This is a genomic window from Brevibacillus sp. FW306-2-1A-C05A, from assembly GCF_058781555.1.
On record NZ_JBYSWV010000018.1, the window covers coordinates 1 to 19,934 of the forward strand.

The window sequence follows — 19,934 nt, forward strand, 5'->3', positions numbered from 1 at the left end:
GGGACTCGCTCGACTTGCATGTATTAGGCACGCCGCCAGCGTTCGTCCTGAGCCAGGATCAAACTCTCCAATAAAGTAGAAAGTGAATCTGACATCAAATAAAACACAAGCTTATTTTTCACAGATGATTCTATCCGGTTTTCAAGGTGCATCTTTTTCCATTTTCGCTTCAAGTAGAGGCGACGTTTTTTAATATAGCATAGGCTAAAATCAAATGCAACAGGAAATTATAAATAAGTTGATTAAAAAATGTTTTTCCTCTCCTCTTGAAAAAGGAGGGTTTTTCAATGTACCACAATCCCTCCGACTAGACCACTGGAAAGATCGTCCATACTAGAAAAAGAAAAGCCCAAGTCACACCGAAACGGGAGCCAGCATGCTGCGAGCAGTAAGTTATAACATTCACAGTGGCCGCGATCTCTGGTGGCGCAAACGTCTTGTCCAAATGGCTGACACGCTGTCCTACTTGCAACCAGACATCGTAGGCTTGCAGGAAGTCCACCAAAACTCCAAATACGGCTATCAAGCGAGCTTTTTGGCAGAGCAATTGCAGTATCACCTCGCTTTTGCGCCATCAATCCCGCACGGCGACGGACACTACGGAAACGCGCTGCTCTCGAAATATCCGCTCGAAAACATCCAGACCGTCGCACTCCCTGCGAAGCGCGAGCAACGGACGCTGTTGCAGGCTGCTTTCCAGTGGAGCGGAAAAACCATCACCGCCTGGGTAACGCATTGCAGCTTGAATCAAACAAGCCGTACAGCGCAACTACAGTTCCTCTCCGAACTCCTTTCCCGCCATCAGGGCCCTGTTCTGCTCATGGGGGACTTCAACGCTGCCAACGTGTCCTTCGCCCCTGTCCTGCAAGACTGCGCTCTCGTCTGCGGACAGGAGAAGAAGCACACCCTCCCGGCCTTTCGCCGCCGTCTGGATTACGTGTTTGCCTCAAGCCATTGGGACATTCAGCAGTATGCCGTCTCTAACGTCACCTGGTCAGATCACGTGCCGATCATTGTGGATGCGCGCCTGAAATGACGCCCAGCTCGCGTAAAATAAAATCTTTGACGTCCACCAGCCGCGCCGGCAACGGAAACGATTGAGCCGCGCCCGCGATTACCAAAGGAATCAGCGAATCGCGTTTGTGCAAAGAACCGTGGCTTCCCCCTCCGAGATGGGTAGGTGCGCATTCTGACAAAAATTCGTACCCCGGCGCCGCAGTCAAAATGACAGCCGGACCTTGCTGCGCAAACGCCGCTCCGTACAGCCGGGAAAAAGCATCGGGGTACGTGTCAAAGGTCAGCGTCTCGCCATCGTACTGCACATCGAGCACGGACGGATCGCCAGCCATTCCCCACGAGCGTCCATAAGCGTCGGAATACTCCGCACCGCGCCAAAAACTCAGCTCCTGCTTTGAGCCCCCGCGGCGAACAATCATTTTCTCGCCATCCTTCCAGGCGATCAAGTCAATCCGTTTATCAACGCTGACCGCTTCGACAATCGCCGCCTGCTCTGTCCCGTTCACCGGATACAAAAAGGTCATCCGCTCATTGTTGCAAATGACTACCTCGACTTCGCTGGTCACTTCCTTCCCCAGCGCATGAATGGAAAACCCCTTCAGGAGAGCATCCAATGAAATATTGTGCTCTTCGCCTTCCCCGATTACCGTCTGGCCATGGTCCGAGATCAGGATGCAGACGTTTCGCTCCAGCATTTGCTCCCAGGAGGCGAAGCTGTCCAAAAAGCGCACGAGCTGCTTGTCTACATCGGCGAGGTGCTGGATAGCATTTTGCGGCGAAGCGTGGAGCTTGTGATCGTTTTCCGGGAGGTAGACCAAGGTAAAATGAGGCTGTTTGCCACTGCGAATGACTTCGATCAGGACGTCGATAGCGTACGTGTCGTTGATTCCGTAGCCTTCGAACACGGTCTGCGCCATATTCCACGTCACCGGACGGAATATGTCTGGCCGCACCAGCGTGCCTATGCTCATGATCGTCGGGCCGCTTACCGTCTCGCGAAGCTGAAAAGAGGTGATGGCGTCGAGCAGAGGCGGCATGTGCACCTTGTGCTGCTTATGGCCACGGTGGGCAATGACATTGATCGACCCCGACACGAGCTGGTGCTCTTCCAGCACCTCATGGATCGTCTTCACGTCTTTGCTAAGGTGGCGCTCGTTCAAGTCAAACAGCACGTTGGTTGCACATTGGGCAATGCCCAGCTTGCGCACCGGAACCGCGCCGTTAATGTAATTCACTATTTTTTTCTGCTCCGAATCGTACCAAACCAGTCCCGGAACTTTGTGCTGATCCGGGTACACGCCCGTTATCAGAGAGCAGTCGATCGAAGCCGTCATCGTCGGAAACACGGTCACGCAGTCCGGGATGTACTGGCTATGTTCCAGCAAAAAGCGCAAGCCCGGCGCTTTGTTTGCCGCAATGCAACGCTCCAGCACGTCCGGCATCATGGAGTCGATCAAAAAAAGAAGTACCTTTTTCATCGGTCTGCCATCCTTCGTTCTTCATTAGTATCACCTGATAGTGTTCGGCTTCCAGCAGTCGACTATACTCCAAGCGAAAGAAAACTTCCCCCCTGGCTTTCCGCAAGCCCCGCTCGTATGCGAAAACGAAAGGCTTCGACCGTGTTTTTGGCGAAGCATCTTTGGAGGATAGCCCATGTCAAACAAAAAAGCCTCTGCCGGCACGTGGAATGGACAAATCCCACGGACAGCAGAGGCCTTCTCTTCTCTTTTCGTTAGGAAGTATAAGTCAGGACATGGAATCCATTTTTGCTTTGCACTTTCAAGGCAGAATGCTTATGCAAATAAGGCGAAAGCTCCACATACTCTTTTTCCCCGATCTCAGGATCTTTCAACAAGTGCGACAGGACAGCCGCCCTGATTTGCAATCCGTTGGTTCCTTGCTTGAAAAGCGGTTCCACGGTAGGAAACGGAATGCCGTTGATAACCGTATCGCCATCCTCATCGCTCAATTCCCACTGGCGAACATTCAGGGAGTGGAGAGCTTCGATCACTTGCGCCCCGTAATCCTCTACCAGTATGTCCGGCGTGAGTCCGATGTGATTGACGATCGTATGCTTGGGCGTGAAATACTCGTTCAGCGTCAGCTTCAACGCATCTCCCGCCGATAGCGGGATGACTTGCTGCGCGCTTCCTTTTCCGTACGTTTTAGTGCCGATCAGCTTGGCAATGCCGTGGTCGCGCAAGGCGCCAGACAAAAGCTCAGAGGCGGAGGCTGTTCCTCCATTCACCAAAATCCGCACCGGAACGTTGATATCCCGTCCGTTTCTCACCCATGTCTCCACTTCCACGCCATTGCGGTTCGTCGTGTACATGAGCAGGCCCTCTTCCATAAACAGGCTCGCGATGTCTCGCGCAGTCGCCAAATAGCCCCCGCCGTTGTCGCGCAAATCGAGCACAAGCCCGGTCAACGGTTTTGGTGAGCGAGCAAATTCCAGCAGCTTGTCGCGCATTTGCAAAGCGCCCTCGGAGCCAAATGTTTCGAGGCTGATGTAGCCAATGGACCCATCGGAAAAAAGCTGTCCTTCAGCTTCCGGAAGGGTCATCATCGCCCGTTTCAGCTTGACCTGAAGCTCGCGTTTTTCAGCGGGACGATAGACGGTCAGGACCGCTTCCGTTCCTTCCGCCCCTTTCAGGTAGGCGTACGACTCCTCGAAGCTTTTGCCCACAAGCGAAACCTCATTGACCTTTTGCAACTGGTCGCCGCGCTTGAGGACTGAGGCCGCAGCCGGGGAGCCGGGAACGATTTCGCGAATAATCAAATGATCGTTTTGCATCCGCAGACGAAAGCCGAACCCGACGAACTGATTCTCCACATCGGACTGGAACAGCCGCAGTTCGTCTGCTGTAAAAAAGACGCTGTGCGGATCATCGAGGGTCGAGAGCATGCCGTCGATCGCCCATACGTTCATCGAAGCCGCATCGAAGCCGCCTTTGCTTTGCCATTCCACAAGCCGCTGCTCCAGCTCGTCCCATGTGTCGTCCTCAGGAGAGACGGCAAGCTGCAGCTTTTTGCGTTCCTTTGCCTGCTCGCTGACCGCTTGCAGCGCGCCTTTTACCAACTGCGCCGCTTGCGGCTTGCTCAGATGACTTTCCATGACGTGATAAAACACTTCTTCTGTTTCCACGTACGGATTTTCTGCTGCCTGGACTGGCGCTTGCCATGCCGATACTGCCAACAGGGCAGCCGCTAGCCATTGACTAAACCGCTTCATGGAGTCACCCCTTTTCGCACTTCATCAGGAATTGATAGTTTCACGTTTGCGGCGTAATCGTACCGATCCGTACCGGAATACGCGACATATTCATCGCTGCTGTAAATCTCTTCATAGCGCCACGTATGCTTGACGACGCGATCGCTCGCCCGGTCAATGTAATACTTGTTCATGAACAGCGGCACGTGTTTGACTTTGCCGCGCTCAAGCATGAGCGAAGCGGATTTTTCTTCGAGAGCGGCACCGGGTATCCACTCCGTAATCACGTCAATCTCCCCGAACGACTGCTTGAAGTAGCGGGCATGCAAAGTTTTGGCACGTTCCGCTACCGGAAGGGCACTGACCCATTCATGCAAAAAGTCGAGCTTGTCCGTCTTGTGCTGCTCCCATTTTTGCGATTCGGAGTCGTAGGAGTATTGGATATGTTTGCGACCGTCTGTATAGGTAGACAGCTTGTCGGACACGAGCTTTTGCGGCGATTGGTAAAATCCGTTGAGCTTGCTGATCTGGCTGCGCTGGTCGATCTCCTGCGTGTACTTGAAGGTGAACCCGCTGAGCACCGCTTCGCCCTTGACCTGATAGGACTCCGTGCTGTCCAGGCGGCGCAGCGAATAGCCGAGGTCGCTCACAATCGCCGTTTGCTCCTGCAAGGAAGCCAGCTCCTGCTGCAAAAGCTTGCCGAGCTGCACCATCCGGGTGTCTGCGGCGTTCGGCTTGACCGTTGCCAGCAGCGCTGCCGCTTCTTCCAGCCGTCCATCCTGATGCAAATAGTAGCAGGCGTTGAGCAGTGCTTCCGGATTGGCGGCGGCAAACTGCTTGTAGCGGCTCAGCGCTTTTTCCGTCTGTCCGCTCCTGATTTCCAGAGCCCCCAGGTAGATGGCAAGCGCCTCCCATTCTTTTGAATCCGGTTTGACTTTTGCTTCATACGTGCTCAAACGGTCCAGCACCTTGGCGAATTGCTGCGGGTCGTTTGCCCCGAGCTGCAGCGCCAGGTCATATACATTGGCGCTCAACAGCCGCAGCGTATCCGGCGCGATGACCTTGTCGGCGAAATAAGCGTCGATAGCACTCATCGCTTCATCGAGGTTGGCGGAAATCTCCGTCTCCGGGTCCCAGCTCAAATAAAAATGCAGCCCGATCCGGTTGTCAAACGAGGTCCCCAACAGCTTGCGCAGCACCTGAAACGTCTGATCCGTGTCTTCGTGGTTGCGAATCGCGTCCACGGCCTCCACGTACGCCTTTTCCTCTGTTGTTGACCAAATCGTATACGTTGCAAAATAAGGGAAAAGCTCCTCAATCTCCGGAACCATCGGAAACTTTTGACCATCGTAGTCCAACAGCGGCAGGATCGTGTCCTGCACCAAATACGTAATCATGCGATCGGCTGCTGCCGCCGCCTCGCCCCGCTTCAGCTTGTCTGAGCGTTCGCCTTCCAGCCAGCCCCAAGCCTTGACTTCTTCCCACGCTTTTGCGCTGTCCGGCGACATCGTGAACATTTGCATGAGCTTTGCCGCTTCTTCGCGGGTGATCGGCTGGTTCGGGTTCATCGCCTCGCCGGGAAATACTTCCTGGATGGCATTCGGGCCGTACAGCCTGTCCAAAATGACTGACACGCGCAACGTCGGGTTGTACATCCACGTCAGCCGATCGACGTCTTTATAAGGAAGGTACGGCTCATCGAACCCTTCTCCTTTTGACCATTCGGCATGTTCGGATAAAAACGTCAGCGGATACAACTGATACTGCCCGCCGTTGTACAAGCGATCCATCAAGGCCACAAATTCGGCGCGGGTCATCTCCCGATTCGGGTAAAACATCGGCGCATCCGCACCCGCTGCAAACAGCCCTGCCTGTACACCGCGAATAATGGATGCTTTCGCCCAATGCGTGCCAATGTCTTTGTAAGGCAGAAAGCCCCCAGCCGCTGAAGCGACGCCGGGGGTGAGCAGAGCAGCGACAAGCAGTCCGCTAGAGAGCGTTCGAATTAGTTTTTGCACACAAAATCCTCCTACACTTCAACTGGACGGCAACCGTTCTTTTTTGCCGACATGTTCCTTACACAAATTGAAACGGATCCGTGTGCACAGCAGAGGCGATGACTTCGGTTTCGTAGCCGTTTGCTTTCAACTGCTCCAGCAAGTATTCCGCCAGTTTTTGTTTCATGATCTTTTCGATATTGTGGCCCGCGTCAATGATGGAAAGCCCGTCGGCCTGCGCATCGTGTGCAGTATGGTAGCCGATGTCTCCCGTCAGGAACACATCTGCGCCTTTGAAAATCGCCTTGGAAGCGAACGAGCTGCCATCTCCGCCGACGACCGCTACTTTTTTGACCGTGGCATCCAGATCGCCTACCACGCGAAGCCCTTGCAGCGAAAAGCGCTCCTTGACCAACTCAGCCATTTCCCGCAGCGTCATGGGAGCAGGCAAATAGCCAATGCGCCCGATTCCGTAAGCCTGGCCGGACTGTTCCAGGCTGATGATATCGTAGGCAACTTCTTCGTACGGATGAGCCGCGAGCATCGCTTTCAGCACCGCCGTTTGCTTGGAAGCCGGAATCACCATTTCGATGCGAACTTCCTCGACCGTCTCCAGCTTGCCTTGCGAACCGATATGCGGGTTGGTGCCTGCGCCCGGCAAAAAGGTTCCGGTTCCCTCCACCTGGAAGGAGCAGTGACTGTAGTTGCCGACATGCCCGGCACCCGCCTCAGACATGGCCTGGAAAACAGCGTCCTTGTGCGTGGCCGGTACGAAGACGACGAGCTTTTTCCACGCTTCTCGCTGCAGCACATCCAGCACGTCCACATCGACCAGCCCGATCGCTTCTGCCAGCCAGTCGTTCATGCCGCCCACCGCGACATCCAGATTCGTATGTGCCGTATAGACGGCAATGTCGTGCTTTATCAGCTTTTCAAAAACCCGTCCTGCTGCCAGATCGGTCCGCAAATGCTTGAGCGGGCGATAAATGACGGCGTGGTGTGCGACGATCAGGTCGACGCCTTCGGCAATCGCCTCGTCGACCACCGGTTCGAGCACGTCGAGTGCGACCATCACTTTTTTCACTTTCTTTTGCAGCGTCCCGACATGAAGGCCGATTTTGTCGCCTTCCATCGCCAAAGCCTTTGGCGCCAAACGCTCTACGTGCTGGATTACGGTTTGTCCGTGCGCAAGCATGCTATCACCTCATTGATCCATTTCACTTCTCGTTCGATTTCCGCAATTCGCTGGGCAACTTCCGGCTTGTCCGAGCGCTGCAACTGGAGCAGGACCTTTTGCCATTTTTCAGCTTCGCTACTCCATTTTTCCAGGAGAATTTCTGATTTTTCTTCCCAGAGGAACGGACCGATCCTCAGGAGATCTTCTTGCGGACGATCTTTGTTTTCATAAGGAACAGTGGGAACGCCTCGTTCGGCCACCAAAATTTCGTAAATAATGCCGTCTTCCTTCAAAATGGTTTCGGCTACGAGCTGCCAGCCCTGATTCAACAGCCAGCGGCGCACCGCCTCTTCCCCGACATTCGGTTGCAGGATCAGGCGCTGTACGCCTTCCAGCTTGGACAGTCCCGCCTCCAAAATGGAGACGATCAACTGTCCGCCCATTCCGGCGATGCAGACGACGTCGGCTTCGCCCGGTTCCAGCACGGCCAGTCCGTTTCCTTTTCTGACGGACGCGCGGTCTTTCACCTGCAAAGTATGTATTTGCTTTTTCGCTGCCTGAAAAGGTCCTTCGTTCAGCTCGCCGGCAATGACGAAAGAGGCGATTCCTTTCACAAGCAAATAAGAAGCCAACAACGCATGATCCGACCCGATGTCGGCGACGCGGGCTCCTTCTGGACAGTAGCGGGCAATCGTTTGCAGCCGCTTGGAAATCGTTAATGATGTCATCTTTGTTTTCACCTTCCGTTGCCTCTATTCTACCCTATTTGGCAGCAATTGCGAAATGCAAATTACGTGACAACGCCCGCGCAAAGAACGACAAAATCCCCGCTGATCTGGCAGCGAGGATTCCAAATGTTCCAAAATTTGTTAGCAGCCGATTTCCCTGGCGATGACATTGCGCAAAATTTCCGAGGTGCCCTCGCCGATTTCCAAAAGACGCGCATCGCGGAAAAAGCGTTCCACCTGGTATTCGCGCATGTAGCCGTATCCGCCGTGGATTTGAATGGCCTGGTGGGTAGCGGACATGGCGACTTCCGAAGCGTACAGCTTCGCCATCGCGGCTTCTTTCGTAAATTTGCGCCCGTGGTCTTTGAGCCAGGCTGCCTTGTACACCATCGTCCGAGCCAGATCAATCTGCATGGCCATGTCAGCCAGCTTGTGCTGAATCGCCTGGAACTGACTCAAGGAATTGCCGAAAGCCGTGCGCTGCTTGGCGTATTGCAAGGCCTTGTCGTAAGCGGCCTGTGCGATTCCGACCGCCATCGCCCCGATGCCGATGCGCCCGCCATCGAGCGTAATGAGAAACTGCTTGAAGCCTTCGCCGCGTTTTCCGAGCATGTTTTCTTCCGGCACCCGGACATTTTCCAGCACCAGCTCTGTCGTATTGGAGCTGTGCAAGCCGAGCTTTTCGTAATTGGCCAGCACGGTAAAGCCCGGCGCATCGGTCGGGACGATAAAGGCGGAGATCCCTCTCGATCCTTTGTCTTTGTCCGTCACGGCGGTCAGGGCCAGAAACGACGCGTAAGAAGCGTTCGTAATAAAACATTTGGAGCCGTTGATGAGCCACTCCGAATCGGACAAGACGGCTGTCGTCTTCGTCCCGCCTGCATCCGAGCCGGCGTTTGGCTCCGTCAGGCCGAATGCCCCAAAGCTTTCACCGGAACAGATTTTGCTCAAATATTTTCGCTTTTGCTCTTCCGTGCCAAAAAGGTGCAGCGGAGCGCCGCCGAGCGAAATGTGCGCCGAATACGTAATGCCCGTCGAGCCGCAAGCACGGCTAAGCTCCTCGACAACGATGGCGAAGCTCGTGGAGTCAGATCCGCCGCCGCCGTACTCTTCCGGAAACGGCAAGCCCATCAGGTTCAGTTCGCTCATCTGCTTGAATATTTCGACAGGAAATTGCTTGGTGCGGTCACGTTCATCTGCGCCAGGTGCCACGACTTCATCGGCAAACTCCCGCATCATTTTTTTGAGCATTTGCTGCTCTACCGTCAGATCAAAATTCATCTTTTGCTACCCCCTTGAAAACGCTTTAGTAGTGAATAGGCAAGACTTGTACCGTTATGACTGAGCGTTTGTTCAGAATACTCCTTCCATTATACACCATGAAAGGCTTGTTTGTGTGATTTCCGCAAAAAAAACACGCCTAACGTTGGCGTGCTCCCACGAGGATCGCTCCCAAAAAGGCCAGAGCGCCCAGTATGTACCCGATGCTGTATGTTTTGACTCCCATAAGCTGTGCAGCCGTCTCTCCACCCAAAAAGACGACAGCCAGCAAGATTCCGATCAATACTTTCCACTTGCTCTCCATTTCCCTCACCTCTTTTTCTCTCTCCCCTCATTGTAGCAAATCGGACAGGCGAAAAAAATGGGGCTGCCTTACAGTCTGAGCCATGTGTACCAGTAGCCGCGCGTAAAGAAAAACAGCGCCGAGGCTAAAAACACCTTGATGAACAGCAGCAACTGGATCATGTCTCTTTTCGCTTCGGCAATATACAGCGCCTGAATCTCCGCGCCAAAAAAGGAGATGAGCCCGCACACTGCGAAAACCCCTGCCCACTTCGGGTTGCCGTTGTTCATTAAAAAGCCGAGTCCCGTCAAAAGGCAAGCGAGAGGCACCCAGTACAGCTCCGATTTCCACCACGTGTAGTCCTCCCCTACTCGCTGCACAGTCGCAAATCCGTACAGGAGCGCCAGGCCGAGCATCCCGCAATAAAGCAAGTAGGCGTAGCCAAACAGGAAAGCACTTACGCACAATAGCACGCAAATGAAGCCCAAATACAAGAGGACCAGCGGCATGGAACCGTTCAGCTTTTGAATGCAATATATTCCACCCGCAATTAACAGAATAAAGGAAATCATGAGAAACAAATGCGTCAATGGCGGGGCTTGGCGGCGAAAGCCGAGTCCTAGAATATAGAAAATGAGAGCGAAACAGGCAAAGATGGCAATTTGCATTGGGGTCGTAAAACGGTTAAAATGAAAAGCAAGTAAGATCAAACCAGCAATAACAAAGGCGCCAAGGAGCCAGGTCATCACCATTTTTCCCGTAATCGGAGCTACTTGTCTGGTTGCGTAGGCATAAGCGGTGGATGGTGACGAGTTGCCTGTCGCAACCCCTGCTCCCGTTCCCAACGTCGCATCCGTTCTCTTCTTTTCTCCCCTGCCCGCGGATGCCGTAGAACTCGTACTCGGCCGATCCCCTTCTGTGTACAGGTTTAACAGGAAAATGCAGTAATGTTCAGGCAGCAGGTGATTGCGCCGCCAGTTTTCAATTTCGGCTATGATGGTTCGCTTGCGCTGGTCGTCCAACGCGGCCCCTCCTTACTCGTGAAAGAAAATGATGGTGGAAAACGAAAAGCCTACGTCGGCTAAAACGTAGGCCTCATACTCCTTATATCGGCTATTCCAGGAAATCTTTTAAGCGTTTGCTTCGGCTTGGATGACGAAGTTTTCGCAGCGCTTTTGCTTCGATCTGACGAATGCGCTCGCGCGTTACGCCGAACACTTTGCCAACTTCTTCCAATGTGCGCGTGCGACCGTCGTCGAGGCCAAAACGCAGGCGAAGAACGTTTTCTTCCCGATCAGTCAAGGTGTCCAGAACGTCTTCGAGCTGCTCTTTCAACAGCTCATACGCCGCTGCATCCGAAGGCTCCAGCGCGTCCTGGTCCTCGATGAAATCGCCCAAGTGAGAGTCGTCTTCTTCCCCGATTGGCGTCTCCAAAGAAACAGGCTCTTGAGCAATCTTCATGATTTCTCGAACCTTTTCCGGGGTCAAATCCATTTTTTCCGCGATTTCCTCTGGCATCGGCTCACGTCCTAGCTCCTGGAGAAGCTGCCTGGAAACGCGTATCAGCTTGTTGATCGTTTCCACCATATGCACCGGAATCCGAATGGTCCGCGCCTGGTCCGCAATTGCACGGGTAATGGCCTGGCGAATCCACCATGTCGCGTACGTACTGAACTTGTAGCCTTTGCGGTAGTCAAACTTTTCCACCGCTTTAATCAGACCCATGTTCCCTTCTTGAATCAGGTCGAGGAACAGCATGCCGCGGCCTACATAGCGCTTGGCAATCGAAACAACCAGTCGCAGGTTGGCCTCAGCCAGTCTTCTTTTCGCTTCCTCGTCACCCTGTTCAATGCGCTGCGCCAATTTAATCTCCTCTTCAGCGGAGAGCAGAGGAACACGACCAATTTCTTTCAAGTACATCCGTACAGGGTCATTGATCTTAATTCCAGGCGGAACGGAGAGATCGTCAAAGTCGAATTCTTCGTTGTCCTCGTCCTTCATAATCATTTCGTCGACTTCATCGTCGTCGTCGTTCTCGTTGTTGTTGATCTCGATACCTTGATCGCCCAGGTATTCGAAAAACTCATCCATCTGATCCGAATCCTGCTCGAAACCTGCCAGGCGATCCGTAATTTCCTTGTACGACAAAACGCCGCGTTTCTTGCCTAATTCGACCAACTGCTCCTTCACTTGTTCGATGGACATTGCTTCCATGTCAGAAGTGATATTTTGCTTGTTCATCTACTTTCCCTCCTTCCCCGGGAATGATCTGAAGCTACCCTTCTTTTAAAGCATTTTCCAATTCAAGAATCTTCATCCCTGTTAAGGCAGCTTGAATTTCCAGTTGTTTGCGCGCATCCTCGCTGTCCGCTGCGGCCGCTTGGAGGTGTAAGCTCCGCTGCTCTTCGCGCAATCGTTCCAACTCGGCACGCTTCGGGTAGTTATTCACTTGTTTGATGTAGTCACCGATCTCTAAATCAGATACGTCTTCCTTGCACTCCATCATGGCCAATCCCGAGGCTAATTGCTTTAACAAATCGTCTTGCACGTAATGTATGAACCCTCCAGGGTCTTCCGGGTTTCCCTCTGCGTAGTAGGCGTACAGGTAGGCAGCCAGCGCGTCGTGTTCGTCCACTTGAAAGTGGGCGCTGCATTCCTCCTGGACGCGGGCGGCTATTTCTTGATTCCGCATCATGTAGTACAGCAGCATGCGCTCAGCCGTATGGTAAGCGGGCGGCAGTGTTTTCGCGAGCGTAACTTTGCCATTATTTATACTATTATTCCATGCTGGCGACACTTTATCCCTTTGCCGTTCACTTTTTTGCTGTTTGTAAACGCGCTTGGCCTCCCACTTGAGATCGCTGAGCGTCAGGGAGTATTCATCCGCCAATTGCCGCAAATACATATCCCGTTCGACCGGGCTTTCCAGCTCGTTGATGATTTCAACGGCCTTGGCAATCAAGCGGGCCTTGTCCGTCTCATCATTTATTACGATCTGGCTGCGTAAATGTTTCAAGCGAAAAGCCGTAACCGGCATCGCCTGCAGCAAAACCTGCTGAGAAAAGGCTTCAGCTCCGTACTGGCGGATGTAATCATCGGGGTCGACTCCCTGCGGCAAAGGAGCTACCCGAACGATGAGACCAGCCTGCTGCAGTATGTGGATCGCCTTGCTTGTCGCCTCCTGACCGGCAGCGTCTCCGTCATAGCAAAGCACAACCGAATCGACATTGCGCCGAATCATTCTGGCCTGCTGCTCCGTCAGGGCGGTGCCCAGCGTGGCGATTCCTTGGGGAAAACCCGCCTGCCATGCCGAGATGACATCGACATATCCTTCAAACAACAGTGCCTGCTTCCTCTTTCTAATATATGGACGGGCACGGTGAAGGTTGAACAGGGTAGCGCTTTTGTTAAACAAAAGGCTTTCCGGGCTGTTTAAATACTTGGGTTGAGACTTCGGCTTTGAGCCGTCCAACAGGCGGCCGCCGAATCCGATGACATTTCCCTGGGTGTCGTGGATGGGGAACATGATCCGTCCCCGAAAGCGATCGAATACTTTTCCTCCATCGCTTTTCGCCAAGAGTCCGGCCTCCACCATCAACTCCTGGGAAAACTCCCGCTTTTTTAAAAACTGCGTCACAAAATCCCAGGAATCGGGCGCAAAGCCGATCTGAAACTCGGCAATCGTCTGCATAGACACTCCGCGCCGTTCGAGGTACTTCATCGCCTCCACGCCATATGGCGTCTCCGTCAGCACGTAGTGGTACAGCTTTGACACAAGCTGATGCGCTTCCTGCATGGCTTGCTTGGCGCGTTTTTCAGGAGATTCCTCTACTTGCTGTGTCTTGGGCATCTCGATCCCGGCACGCTCCGCCAATTTGTGCAGTGCCTCTGGGAACGTCAGTTGCTCCAGTTTCATTAAAAAGGAAAAGACATCCCCACCTGCCCCGCAGCCAAAGCAATGGAAAAACTGTCGCTCTGCATTCACATTGAAGGAAGGGCTCTTTTCAGAGTGAAACGGACATAGACCGAGAAAGGCACGACCGCTTTTTCTCAGTTGAACGTACTCTCCTACAACGTCTACGATGTCGACAGCGGCACGCACTTGATTCACAAATTCATCTGAAGTGGGACCTGTCATGTCTTTCCACCTTTTTAGGAGAATCGCACGATGAGATTATTTAGTTCGTCAAAATTCGTCAAATTCCTTCTTTGTCTCGAACTTCTTTTCTTCTTTTCTACTTTTCCACATTTCCGCAAGCAATAAACGCTGTTGCGCTCCATGTATGAAAAGCTTTCGCTACTCGTTTTCTACAAAAGTCGCCAAATCCCTTCTTTTGGCCTATTTTCTTTCGTTGCGGAGGTTGTTTTTGCGAATCATCTCCAAAATGATGTTGGCCGTTTCCTCCACAGCCTTGTTCGACACGTCGATCACCTTACAGCCCAGACGGTCGATAATCCGCTTGGAGTAGGCCAGCTCTTCCGCAATCCGGTCGAGATTGGCGTAGTTGGCTTGCGCCGTCAATCCGAGCGCTTTCAGTCGCTCGGTGCGGATGCCGTTCAACTGCTCCGGATTAATGGTCAACCCGACACACCGTTCTGGCGGGAGCTGGAACAGCTCTTCCGGCGGCTCCACCTCCGGAACGAGGGGAACATTCGCCACTTTCAGGCGCTTGTTCGCCAAGTACATGGAGAGCGGTGTCTTGGAGGTGCGCGATACCCCGATCAAAACGACGTCCGCGCGCAAAAGCCCGCGCGGGTCGCGGCCGTCGTCGTATTTGACGGCGAACTCGATCGCGTCCACCTTGCGGAAGTACTCCTCGTCCAGTCGACGCACAAGCCCTGGCTTGCCTGTCGGCGGCTCCTTGAGCATGCCCTGTAGCGTGTGCATGAGCGGGCCCATCACATCAATCGCAGGAATGCCGTGCAGGGCCGCTTGCTGGGTAATGTACGCGTTCAGCTCCGGGATTACCAGAGTAAAGACGATCATCGCTTTCGATTCCTTGGCGGAAGCGATGATTTCGTCGATGGATTCCTTGTCTTCTATGTAGGGATACTTTTGCACATCAAACAAAAAACGGTCAAATTGGCTGGCTCCAGCGCGAACGACCAGCTCGGCCGTTTCGCCGATGGAGTCTGAGACCACGTAGATGAGCTGTCCTTGTTGGTTACCTTGCATCCATTCTCCTCCTACACTTTCGGCTCGCTGCCCAGTTCTACAAATGCTTTGGCGATCGTCGTCTTCGTAACCCGTCCCATCAACTCCATCTGCTTCGGATCTTCGTCACTGGGTCGCACGACAGGCAAGGAATCGATCTGGAAATCAATCAGCTTTTTCGCTGCCGCGTACAAGGTTTCCTCTGGCCCGCAGGTGATGATGTTCGGCATCCGCGACATGATGATGCTGACTGGCACATCCTCCAGCGTCTTGTTGCCGAGGGAAGCGCGCAAAAGGTCCTTGCGTGAGATGACGCCAGCTAAATACCCTTTTTGGTTGACAACGAACAACGTCCCGACATCCTCCAGAAAGAGGGTCACGATGGCATCGTAAGCGGAGGCGGACTCGGAAACTACGATTGGCACTGCCTTGTAGTCATTGACAATAAGCTTGTGAAGCCGTTCACTAATGACGGAGCTTGCAGGTCGGCCGGCATAAAAATACCCGACCCGAGGTCTGGCTTCTAAATATCCTGACATCGTGAGGATGGAAAGATCAGGGCGCAACGTAGCGCGAGTCAGATTGAGACGCTCCGCGATATGCTCCCCTGTAATCGGTCCGTCATCCTTCACTATCTGTAAGATCTGCTCTTGACGCTTGGTAAGCTCGATGACCAATCACCCCGGTTCTGTCTTTACCTCTTCCTAGTATTACTCTATTCGACCGGATATTCCTTCTTTCGCGCGGAAAAAAGGTGCCCCCGTCTCATTTTAAGACGGAGGCACCAGCCTATTTGTTTTTTACGCAAACACAATTTTTGCAAAGTCGGCGTAGCCGTTCAAAAGACGGGAGATGCGAAGCAGCAAGCCCAGGCGATTGGCGCGAACCGCCTGATCTTCCGCCATGACCATCACCTTGTCGAAAAAGCCTTGAATCGGCTCGCGCAGCGTGGAGAGCGTCGCCAAAATTTTCTCCTGATCGGCGAGTCCCTGCACTTCGCTTTCGACGGACTGGTAAGACTGATACAGGTTGCGCTCGGCTTCTTCGGCAAACAGCGCTTCGTCCACGCTGTCCGCTTCCGCTTTTTGCGCCAGGTTGTTCACCCGGTTAAACTGCTCGACGATCAGCTTGAAGTCTTCGGCCGAGACAGTCGCCATCAATGCCTTCGCTTTTGCCAGCACGTCAGGCACCCGCGTCAAATCTGCGCTCAGCACGGCATCCACCACATCGTAGCGGACTCCGTTTTCCTGCAGGACGTTTTTCAGGCGCAGAGCGAAGAAGTCGACCAAGTCCTTTTTCACTTCTTCCACGGTACGTTTGCTTACGCCCTGTGCCGCATAGCCTTCCAGCGCCGCATCCCACAGTTCGTCCAAAGACAGTTGCCAGTTGCGTTCCAGCAAAATGGCGACGATTCCCGCCGCCATCCGGCGCAGGCCGTACGGGTCTTGGGAGCCTGTCGGCACGATGCCGATGGAGAAGCAGCCGACGATCGTGTCGAGCTTGTCAGCCATGCTCGCGATCGCGCCTTGGGCAGAGGCAGGCATGAGGTCCCCGGCAAAGCGCGGCAAGTAGTGCTCGAACACGCCGCGCGCCACGAGGTCGGACTCGCCTGCCTTGCGGGCGTAATCTTCACCCATGATGCCTTGCAGCTCAGGAAACTCGCCGACCATGTTCGTCACGAGGTCAAACTTGGCGATTTCGGCGATGCGGTCTACTTGCTTGGCTTCTTCGGCAGTGACGCCGAGCTTGCTTGCGATCAGTCCCGCCGTCTTGCGGACGCGGCGCACCTTGTCGCCGATCGTTCCCAGCTCTTCATGGAACACGATCGTCTCCAGGCGCTTCAGGCAGCTTTCGATGGACAGCTTCTGGTCCTCTACATAGAAGAAGCGGGCGTCAGAGAGACGGGCACGCAACACTTTTTCGTTTCCTTTTGCGACGTTCTCCAGCGCGCGGCTGTCGCCGTTGCGCACGGTGACAAAGTGGTTGAGCAGTTGGCCTTGCGCGTTTTCCACCGGGAAGTAGCGCTGATGCTCGCGCATGGAGGTGACCAGAACCTCACGCGGAATCGTCAAAAACTCCGCTTCGAACGTGCCGTAGAGTGCGGTCGGATACTCCACGAGGTGAACGACTTCATCGAGCAGCCCCTCATCCATCGGAATCGTCCAGCCGTGCTCCTGCTCCATACGGCGGATTTGCTCCACGATCAACGCCCGGCGCTCTTCCGGATTGACAATGACGTGCTGCTCGGCCAGCTTGCTCACGTACTCGCCCGGGTTGTTCAACGTCACTTCTGTGCCCAGGAAGCGATGGCCGCGGGAGACGCGACCGCTTTTGACGCCTGCGATTTCCAGGTCAATCAGCTCTTCGCCAAACAGGGCAACGAGCCAGCGAATCGGACGAACGTATTTCAAATCTCTTGCGCCCCAGCGCATGTTTTTCGGGAAGCTCATGCCCGCGATCACATCGGCGAGCTGCGGCAAAATTTCCGTCGTCGCCTTGCCTGCCTCCGCTTTTCTTGCATGTACATACTCCACGCCGTTTACTTCCTTGAAGTACAGGTCGTTCGGGTCGACGTTGTTGCTGCGCGCAAAGCCGAGCGCTGCCTTGGTCCAGTTGCCCGCTTCGTCCTGGGCGATTTTTTTGGCCGGACCTTTCGCTTCATCGTTGCGATCCGGCTGCTTTTCCGCAAGGCCGTGGATCAGCAAGGCAAAGCGGCGCGGCGTTTCCAGCGCCGTAATCTGGTCAAATGGCACGCGTTCTGCCGTCAGCCATTTTTCCACTTTTTCCTTGAATTGCGATGCTGCCAGTGCCACAAACCGCGCTGGCATTTCTTCCAGACCAACTTCTACGAGCAAATCGCGTTTACTCATTTGTATCCTCTCCCTTCACCTGTGCCGTCTGTTCCTCTTGTCCGCCTGCTTTTTTCAGCAGCGGGAAGCCGAGACGCTCGCGCTCCGCGTAGTACGTTTGCGCTACTTCACGCGACAGATTGCGGACGCGGGCGATATAGCCTGTACGCTCGGTCACGCTGATCGCGCCGCGGGCGTCCAACAGATTGAACGTGTGCGAGCATTTCAGCACATAGTCGTACGCCGGGTAGACGAGACGCTCCTTCATCAGTCGTTTTGCCTCTGCTTCGTACGTGTTGTAGAGGGTAAACAGCATGTCTGTGTCAGACAGCTCGAACGTGTATTTGGAGTGTTCGTACTCCGGCTGCAGGAACACGTCTCCATACGTGAAGCCGTTGCACCATTCCAGGTCGAACACGTTTTCTTTTTCCTGAATGTAGGAAGCCAGCCGCTCCAAGCCGTACGTCAGCTCGACCGCTACCGGCTTGCACTCCAGGCCGCCCACTTGCTGGAAGTAGGTGAACTGGGTGATTTCCATGCCGTCCAGCCAAACTTCCCAGCCGAGCCCCCACGCGCCCAGACCCGGGTGCTCCCAGTTGTCCTCCACGAAGCGGATGTCGTGCTCCAGCGGCTCGATGCCGAGCTCACGCAGACTTTCCAGATACAGCTCCTGGATGTTGTCCGGCGACGGCTTCATGATGACCTGGAACTGGTGGTGCTGGTACAGGCGGTTCGGGTTTTCGCCGTAGCGGCCATCCGCCGGGCGACGGGAAGGCTCCACATAAGCGACATTCCACGGCTCAGGGCCGATGGAGCGCAAAAATGTCATCGGGTTGAGTGTCCCCGCCCCTTTTTCCACGTCGTACGGCTGCACGATCAGGCAATTTTGCTTCGCCCAAAAGTTTTGCAGCGTCAAAATGATGTCTTGAAATGTCATTTTCATGCTTTTTCCTCCTCCAAAAATAAAAACCTCCCGCCCGCTACACTGTCGCAAAAAGCAACAGTGTAGGGACGAGAGGATTCTCGCGGTTCCACCCTACTTGGCGAAAAAGTTCTTCGCCCACCTTGTCAAGATCAAATTGCTCCGGAACGCCCTTCATCAGCATGGTGACCGGGCTTGCACCGTCCCCGGTTCGCTTCTGGCACACAGTGGCCGACTACTCTTTTCCTTCATGGCAACATTCGGTATGTAAGTTTGCTACCTATCATAACGAAAAGAAAATCGGATGTCAATCAGTCACTGTCCGGCTGCGCCATCCTTTCCATTCGCTCAAGCTGTTCCAGAAAGGCGCGACTTTTCAGCCGCAGATCGAGGTGCTCATCCATGAAGCTGCGGATGACATGCTTGAGCTGGCTGCGCGTCGCCGGCTTCACCTCGATATCGCCGAGCCGCTCCAAATCAAAGACCTGGAACAGCCGCAAAAGCTTCCAGGTAGAGGGCGTAACCGCCAAAGCATACGGATCAAAAGGCTGACAGGACGGACACAACAGTCCCCCCTGCGACACGCTGATCGCGTACGGCTCCCGCTGCTGTCCGCAGTTCGCGCAAGCTGACAACTGCGGGGAGATTCCGGCCACGCTCAACATCTTCATCTCGAAAATGCGGCAAAGAATTTCCGGGTCCACCCCTTCATCCAAGTAGCGAAACGTCTGAAGGAGCAACTGGAACAAAAAAGGATTCGGCTCCCTCTCGTGTGTCAATCGATCCAAAAGCTCCGCTATGTAAGCGGCATAAGCCGTCGCCGTGAGGCCCTGCCGCATATCCCGAAACGAATCCAGTATGTCCCCCTGTGACAAATCAGGCATTCCTGCTCCGGGTCCTGCTTTGCACAGAAAGTAGCCGTGCGAAAACAACTGGGAGACGGCGGCAAGACGGCTCTTGGTCTTTTTTGCACCGCGCGCCATCACGCCAAGCTTGCCGTTCTCCCGGGTAAACAACGTCACCACTTTGCTGGACTCGCCGTAGTCCACGCTGCGAATGACAATCCCTTCCCACTTTACAAGCATGCCTGCGAGTCACCCAATTCTTCCTGGGCGAGATCAAGCAGCGCGTCTTCCGAGGAGCCGTCTGCCTGATGGTGATCGCGGTAGAGAAGGTAAGCATGGATGTCACCGGTTAAAGCGAAAACTCTCCAAGAAAAGTCACGAAGCATGGAGCATCATCCTTTCCTGTATCGGGTCTCTCCACTTCCTTCTTAGAATCACCTGCGCCCGTTATTCTATGCCTTGGAAAAAT

Annotated in this window: 18 protein-coding genes and 1 rRNA gene; 1 reads left to right on the forward strand and 18 read right to left on the reverse strand. The window is 54.1% G+C overall.

Annotated features, from left to right (window positions below):
* A 16S ribosomal RNA gene (locus AC3WJN_RS12785) occupies positions 1-74 on the reverse strand; the annotation flags it as partial.
* A gap of 302 nt (positions 75-376) precedes the next feature.
* Here AC3WJN_RS12785 and AC3WJN_RS12790 point away from each other — a divergent pair.
* Complete coding sequence (locus AC3WJN_RS12790) at positions 377-1,036, forward strand: endonuclease/exonuclease/phosphatase family protein (protein ID WP_007777617.1); 660 nt, start codon at positions 377-379, stop codon at positions 1,034-1,036.
* On the opposite strand, the gene AC3WJN_RS12795 is transcribed toward AC3WJN_RS12790, so the two are convergent.
* From AC3WJN_RS12795 to AC3WJN_RS12875, 17 genes are all read right to left on the reverse strand, one after another.
* The gene (locus AC3WJN_RS12795) at positions 1,011-2,495 is read right to left on the reverse strand and encodes an alkaline phosphatase family protein (protein ID WP_007777614.1); all 1,485 of its coding nucleotides are present in this window, start codon (positions 2,493-2,495) and stop codon (positions 1,011-1,013) included. The two genes, AC3WJN_RS12790 and AC3WJN_RS12795, sit on opposite strands and share 26 nt — an antisense overlap.
* Before the next feature lie 254 nt (positions 2,496-2,749).
* Positions 2,750-4,249: a S41 family peptidase gene (locus AC3WJN_RS12800; protein ID WP_005833027.1), complete on the reverse strand. Its 1,500-nt coding sequence runs from the start codon at positions 4,247-4,249 to the stop codon at positions 2,750-2,752.
* Positions 4,246-6,246: an S-layer homology domain-containing protein gene (locus AC3WJN_RS12805; RefSeq protein WP_007777610.1), complete on the reverse strand. Its 2,001-nt coding sequence runs from the start codon at positions 6,244-6,246 to the stop codon at positions 4,246-4,248. Before AC3WJN_RS12805 ends, AC3WJN_RS12800 begins: the two co-directional genes overlap by 4 nt.
* 58 nt (positions 6,247-6,304) lie before the next feature.
* A complete protein-coding gene (locus tag AC3WJN_RS12810) occupies positions 6,305-7,420 on the reverse strand; it encodes a Nif3-like dinuclear metal center hexameric protein (protein ID WP_005833031.1) in 1,116 nt (371 codons plus the stop codon).
* Positions 7,396-8,130: a tRNA (adenine(22)-N(1))-methyltransferase gene (locus AC3WJN_RS12815; protein WP_035316720.1), complete on the reverse strand. Its 735-nt coding sequence runs from the start codon at positions 8,128-8,130 to the stop codon at positions 7,396-7,398. The genes AC3WJN_RS12810 and AC3WJN_RS12815 overlap by 25 nt, the downstream gene beginning before the upstream one ends.
* A gap of 141 nt (positions 8,131-8,271) precedes the next feature.
* Positions 8,272-9,411 carry an acyl-CoA dehydrogenase gene (locus AC3WJN_RS12820; RefSeq protein ID WP_005833035.1) on the reverse strand — a complete coding sequence of 380 codons (1,140 nt, stop codon included), beginning with the start codon at positions 9,409-9,411 and terminating at the stop codon, positions 8,272-8,274.
* A gap of 139 nt (positions 9,412-9,550) precedes the next feature.
* Entirely contained in the window at positions 9,551-9,715 is a 165-nt protein-coding gene (locus AC3WJN_RS12825; protein ID WP_005833036.1) for a hypothetical protein, read from the reverse strand.
* Positions 9,716-9,783: 68 nt separating this feature from the next.
* Positions 9,784-10,716 (reverse strand): hypothetical protein, encoded by a 933-nt coding sequence (locus AC3WJN_RS12830; RefSeq protein ID WP_005833038.1) that lies wholly within the window; start codon positions 10,714-10,716, stop codon positions 9,784-9,786.
* 91 nt (positions 10,717-10,807) lie between these two features.
* Positions 10,808-11,935 carry an RNA polymerase sigma factor RpoD gene (gene rpoD / locus AC3WJN_RS12835; protein ID WP_007777605.1) on the reverse strand — a complete coding sequence of 376 codons (1,128 nt, stop codon included), beginning with the start codon at positions 11,933-11,935 and terminating at the stop codon, positions 10,808-10,810.
* Positions 11,936-11,969: 34 nt separating this feature from the next.
* Complete coding sequence (gene dnaG / locus AC3WJN_RS12840; RefSeq protein WP_007777603.1) at positions 11,970-13,832, reverse strand: DNA primase; 1,863 nt, start codon at positions 13,830-13,832, stop codon at positions 11,970-11,972.
* A gap of 201 nt (positions 13,833-14,033) precedes the next feature.
* Entirely contained in the window at positions 14,034-14,870 is an 837-nt protein-coding gene (locus tag AC3WJN_RS12845) for a pyruvate, water dikinase regulatory protein (protein ID WP_005833044.1), read from the reverse strand.
* A gap of 11 nt (positions 14,871-14,881) precedes the next feature.
* Positions 14,882-15,526, reverse strand: coding sequence for a transcriptional regulator CcpN (gene ccpN, locus AC3WJN_RS12850; protein WP_005833046.1), 645 nt, complete (start codon positions 15,524-15,526; stop codon positions 14,882-14,884).
* Positions 15,527-15,649: 123 nt separating this feature from the next.
* Positions 15,650-17,719, reverse strand: coding sequence for a glycine--tRNA ligase subunit beta (gene glyS / locus AC3WJN_RS12855; protein WP_007777600.1), 2,070 nt, complete (start codon positions 17,717-17,719; stop codon positions 15,650-15,652).
* Entirely contained in the window at positions 17,712-18,641 is a 930-nt protein-coding gene (glyQ, locus tag AC3WJN_RS12860; protein WP_005833048.1) for a glycine--tRNA ligase subunit alpha, read from the reverse strand. The genes glyS and glyQ overlap by 8 nt, the downstream gene beginning before the upstream one ends.
* 37 nt (positions 18,642-18,678) lie before the next feature.
* Positions 18,679-18,846, reverse strand: coding sequence for a hypothetical protein (locus AC3WJN_RS12865; protein WP_157179490.1), 168 nt, complete (start codon positions 18,844-18,846; stop codon positions 18,679-18,681).
* An 85-nt stretch (positions 18,847-18,931) separates the two neighbouring features.
* Positions 18,932-19,705, reverse strand: coding sequence for a DNA repair protein RecO (gene recO, locus AC3WJN_RS12870; protein WP_005833050.1), 774 nt, complete (start codon positions 19,703-19,705; stop codon positions 18,932-18,934).
* Positions 19,696-19,851, reverse strand: a complete 156-nt coding sequence (locus tag AC3WJN_RS12875) for a YqzL family protein (RefSeq protein WP_005833052.1) — start codon at positions 19,849-19,851, stop codon at positions 19,696-19,698. Before AC3WJN_RS12875 ends, recO begins: the two co-directional genes overlap by 10 nt.
* Positions 19,852-19,934: the final 83 nt, after the last annotated feature.

Bases quoted from the DNA above. Each gene is read 5' to 3' on its own strand.
- AC3WJN_RS12790 (WP_007777617.1), top strand. From the start codon at position 377: ATGCTGCGAGCAGTAAGTTATAACATTCACAGTGGCCGCGATCTCTGG.
- AC3WJN_RS12795 (WP_007777614.1), bottom strand. From the start codon at position 2,495: ATGAAAAAGGTACTTCTTTTTTTGATCGACTCCATGATGCCGGACGTG.
- AC3WJN_RS12800 (WP_005833027.1), bottom strand. From the start codon at position 4,249: ATGAAGCGGTTTAGTCAATGGCTAGCGGCTGCCCTGTTGGCAGTATCG.
- AC3WJN_RS12810 (WP_005833031.1), bottom strand. From the start codon at position 7,420: ATGCTTGCGCACGGACAAACCGTAATCCAGCACGTAGAGCGTTTGGCG.
- AC3WJN_RS12815 (WP_035316720.1), bottom strand. From the start codon at position 8,130: ATGACATCATTAACGATTTCCAAGCGGCTGCAAACGATTGCCCGCTAC.
- AC3WJN_RS12820 (WP_005833035.1), bottom strand. From the start codon at position 9,411: ATGAATTTTGATCTGACGGTAGAGCAGCAAATGCTCAAAAAAATGATG.
- AC3WJN_RS12825 (WP_005833036.1), bottom strand. From the start codon at position 9,715: ATGGAGAGCAAGTGGAAAGTATTGATCGGAATCTTGCTGGCTGTCGTC.
- rpoD (WP_007777605.1), bottom strand. From the start codon at position 11,935: ATGAACAAGCAAAATATCACTTCTGACATGGAAGCAATGTCCATCGAA.
- dnaG (WP_007777603.1), bottom strand. From the start codon at position 13,832: ATGACAGGTCCCACTTCAGATGAATTTGTGAATCAAGTGCGTGCCGCT.
- AC3WJN_RS12845 (WP_005833044.1), bottom strand. From the start codon at position 14,870: ATGCAAGGTAACCAACAAGGACAGCTCATCTACGTGGTCTCAGACTCC.
- glyS (WP_007777600.1), bottom strand. From the start codon at position 17,719: ATGAGTAAACGCGATTTGCTCGTAGAAGTTGGTCTGGAAGAAATGCCA.
- glyQ (WP_005833048.1), bottom strand. From the start codon at position 18,641: ATGAAAATGACATTTCAAGACATCATTTTGACGCTGCAAAACTTTTGG.
- recO (WP_005833050.1), bottom strand. From the start codon at position 19,705: ATGCTTGTAAAGTGGGAAGGGATTGTCATTCGCAGCGTGGACTACGGC.
- AC3WJN_RS12875 (WP_005833052.1), bottom strand. From the start codon at position 19,851: ATGCTTCGTGACTTTTCTTGGAGAGTTTTCGCTTTAACCGGTGACATC.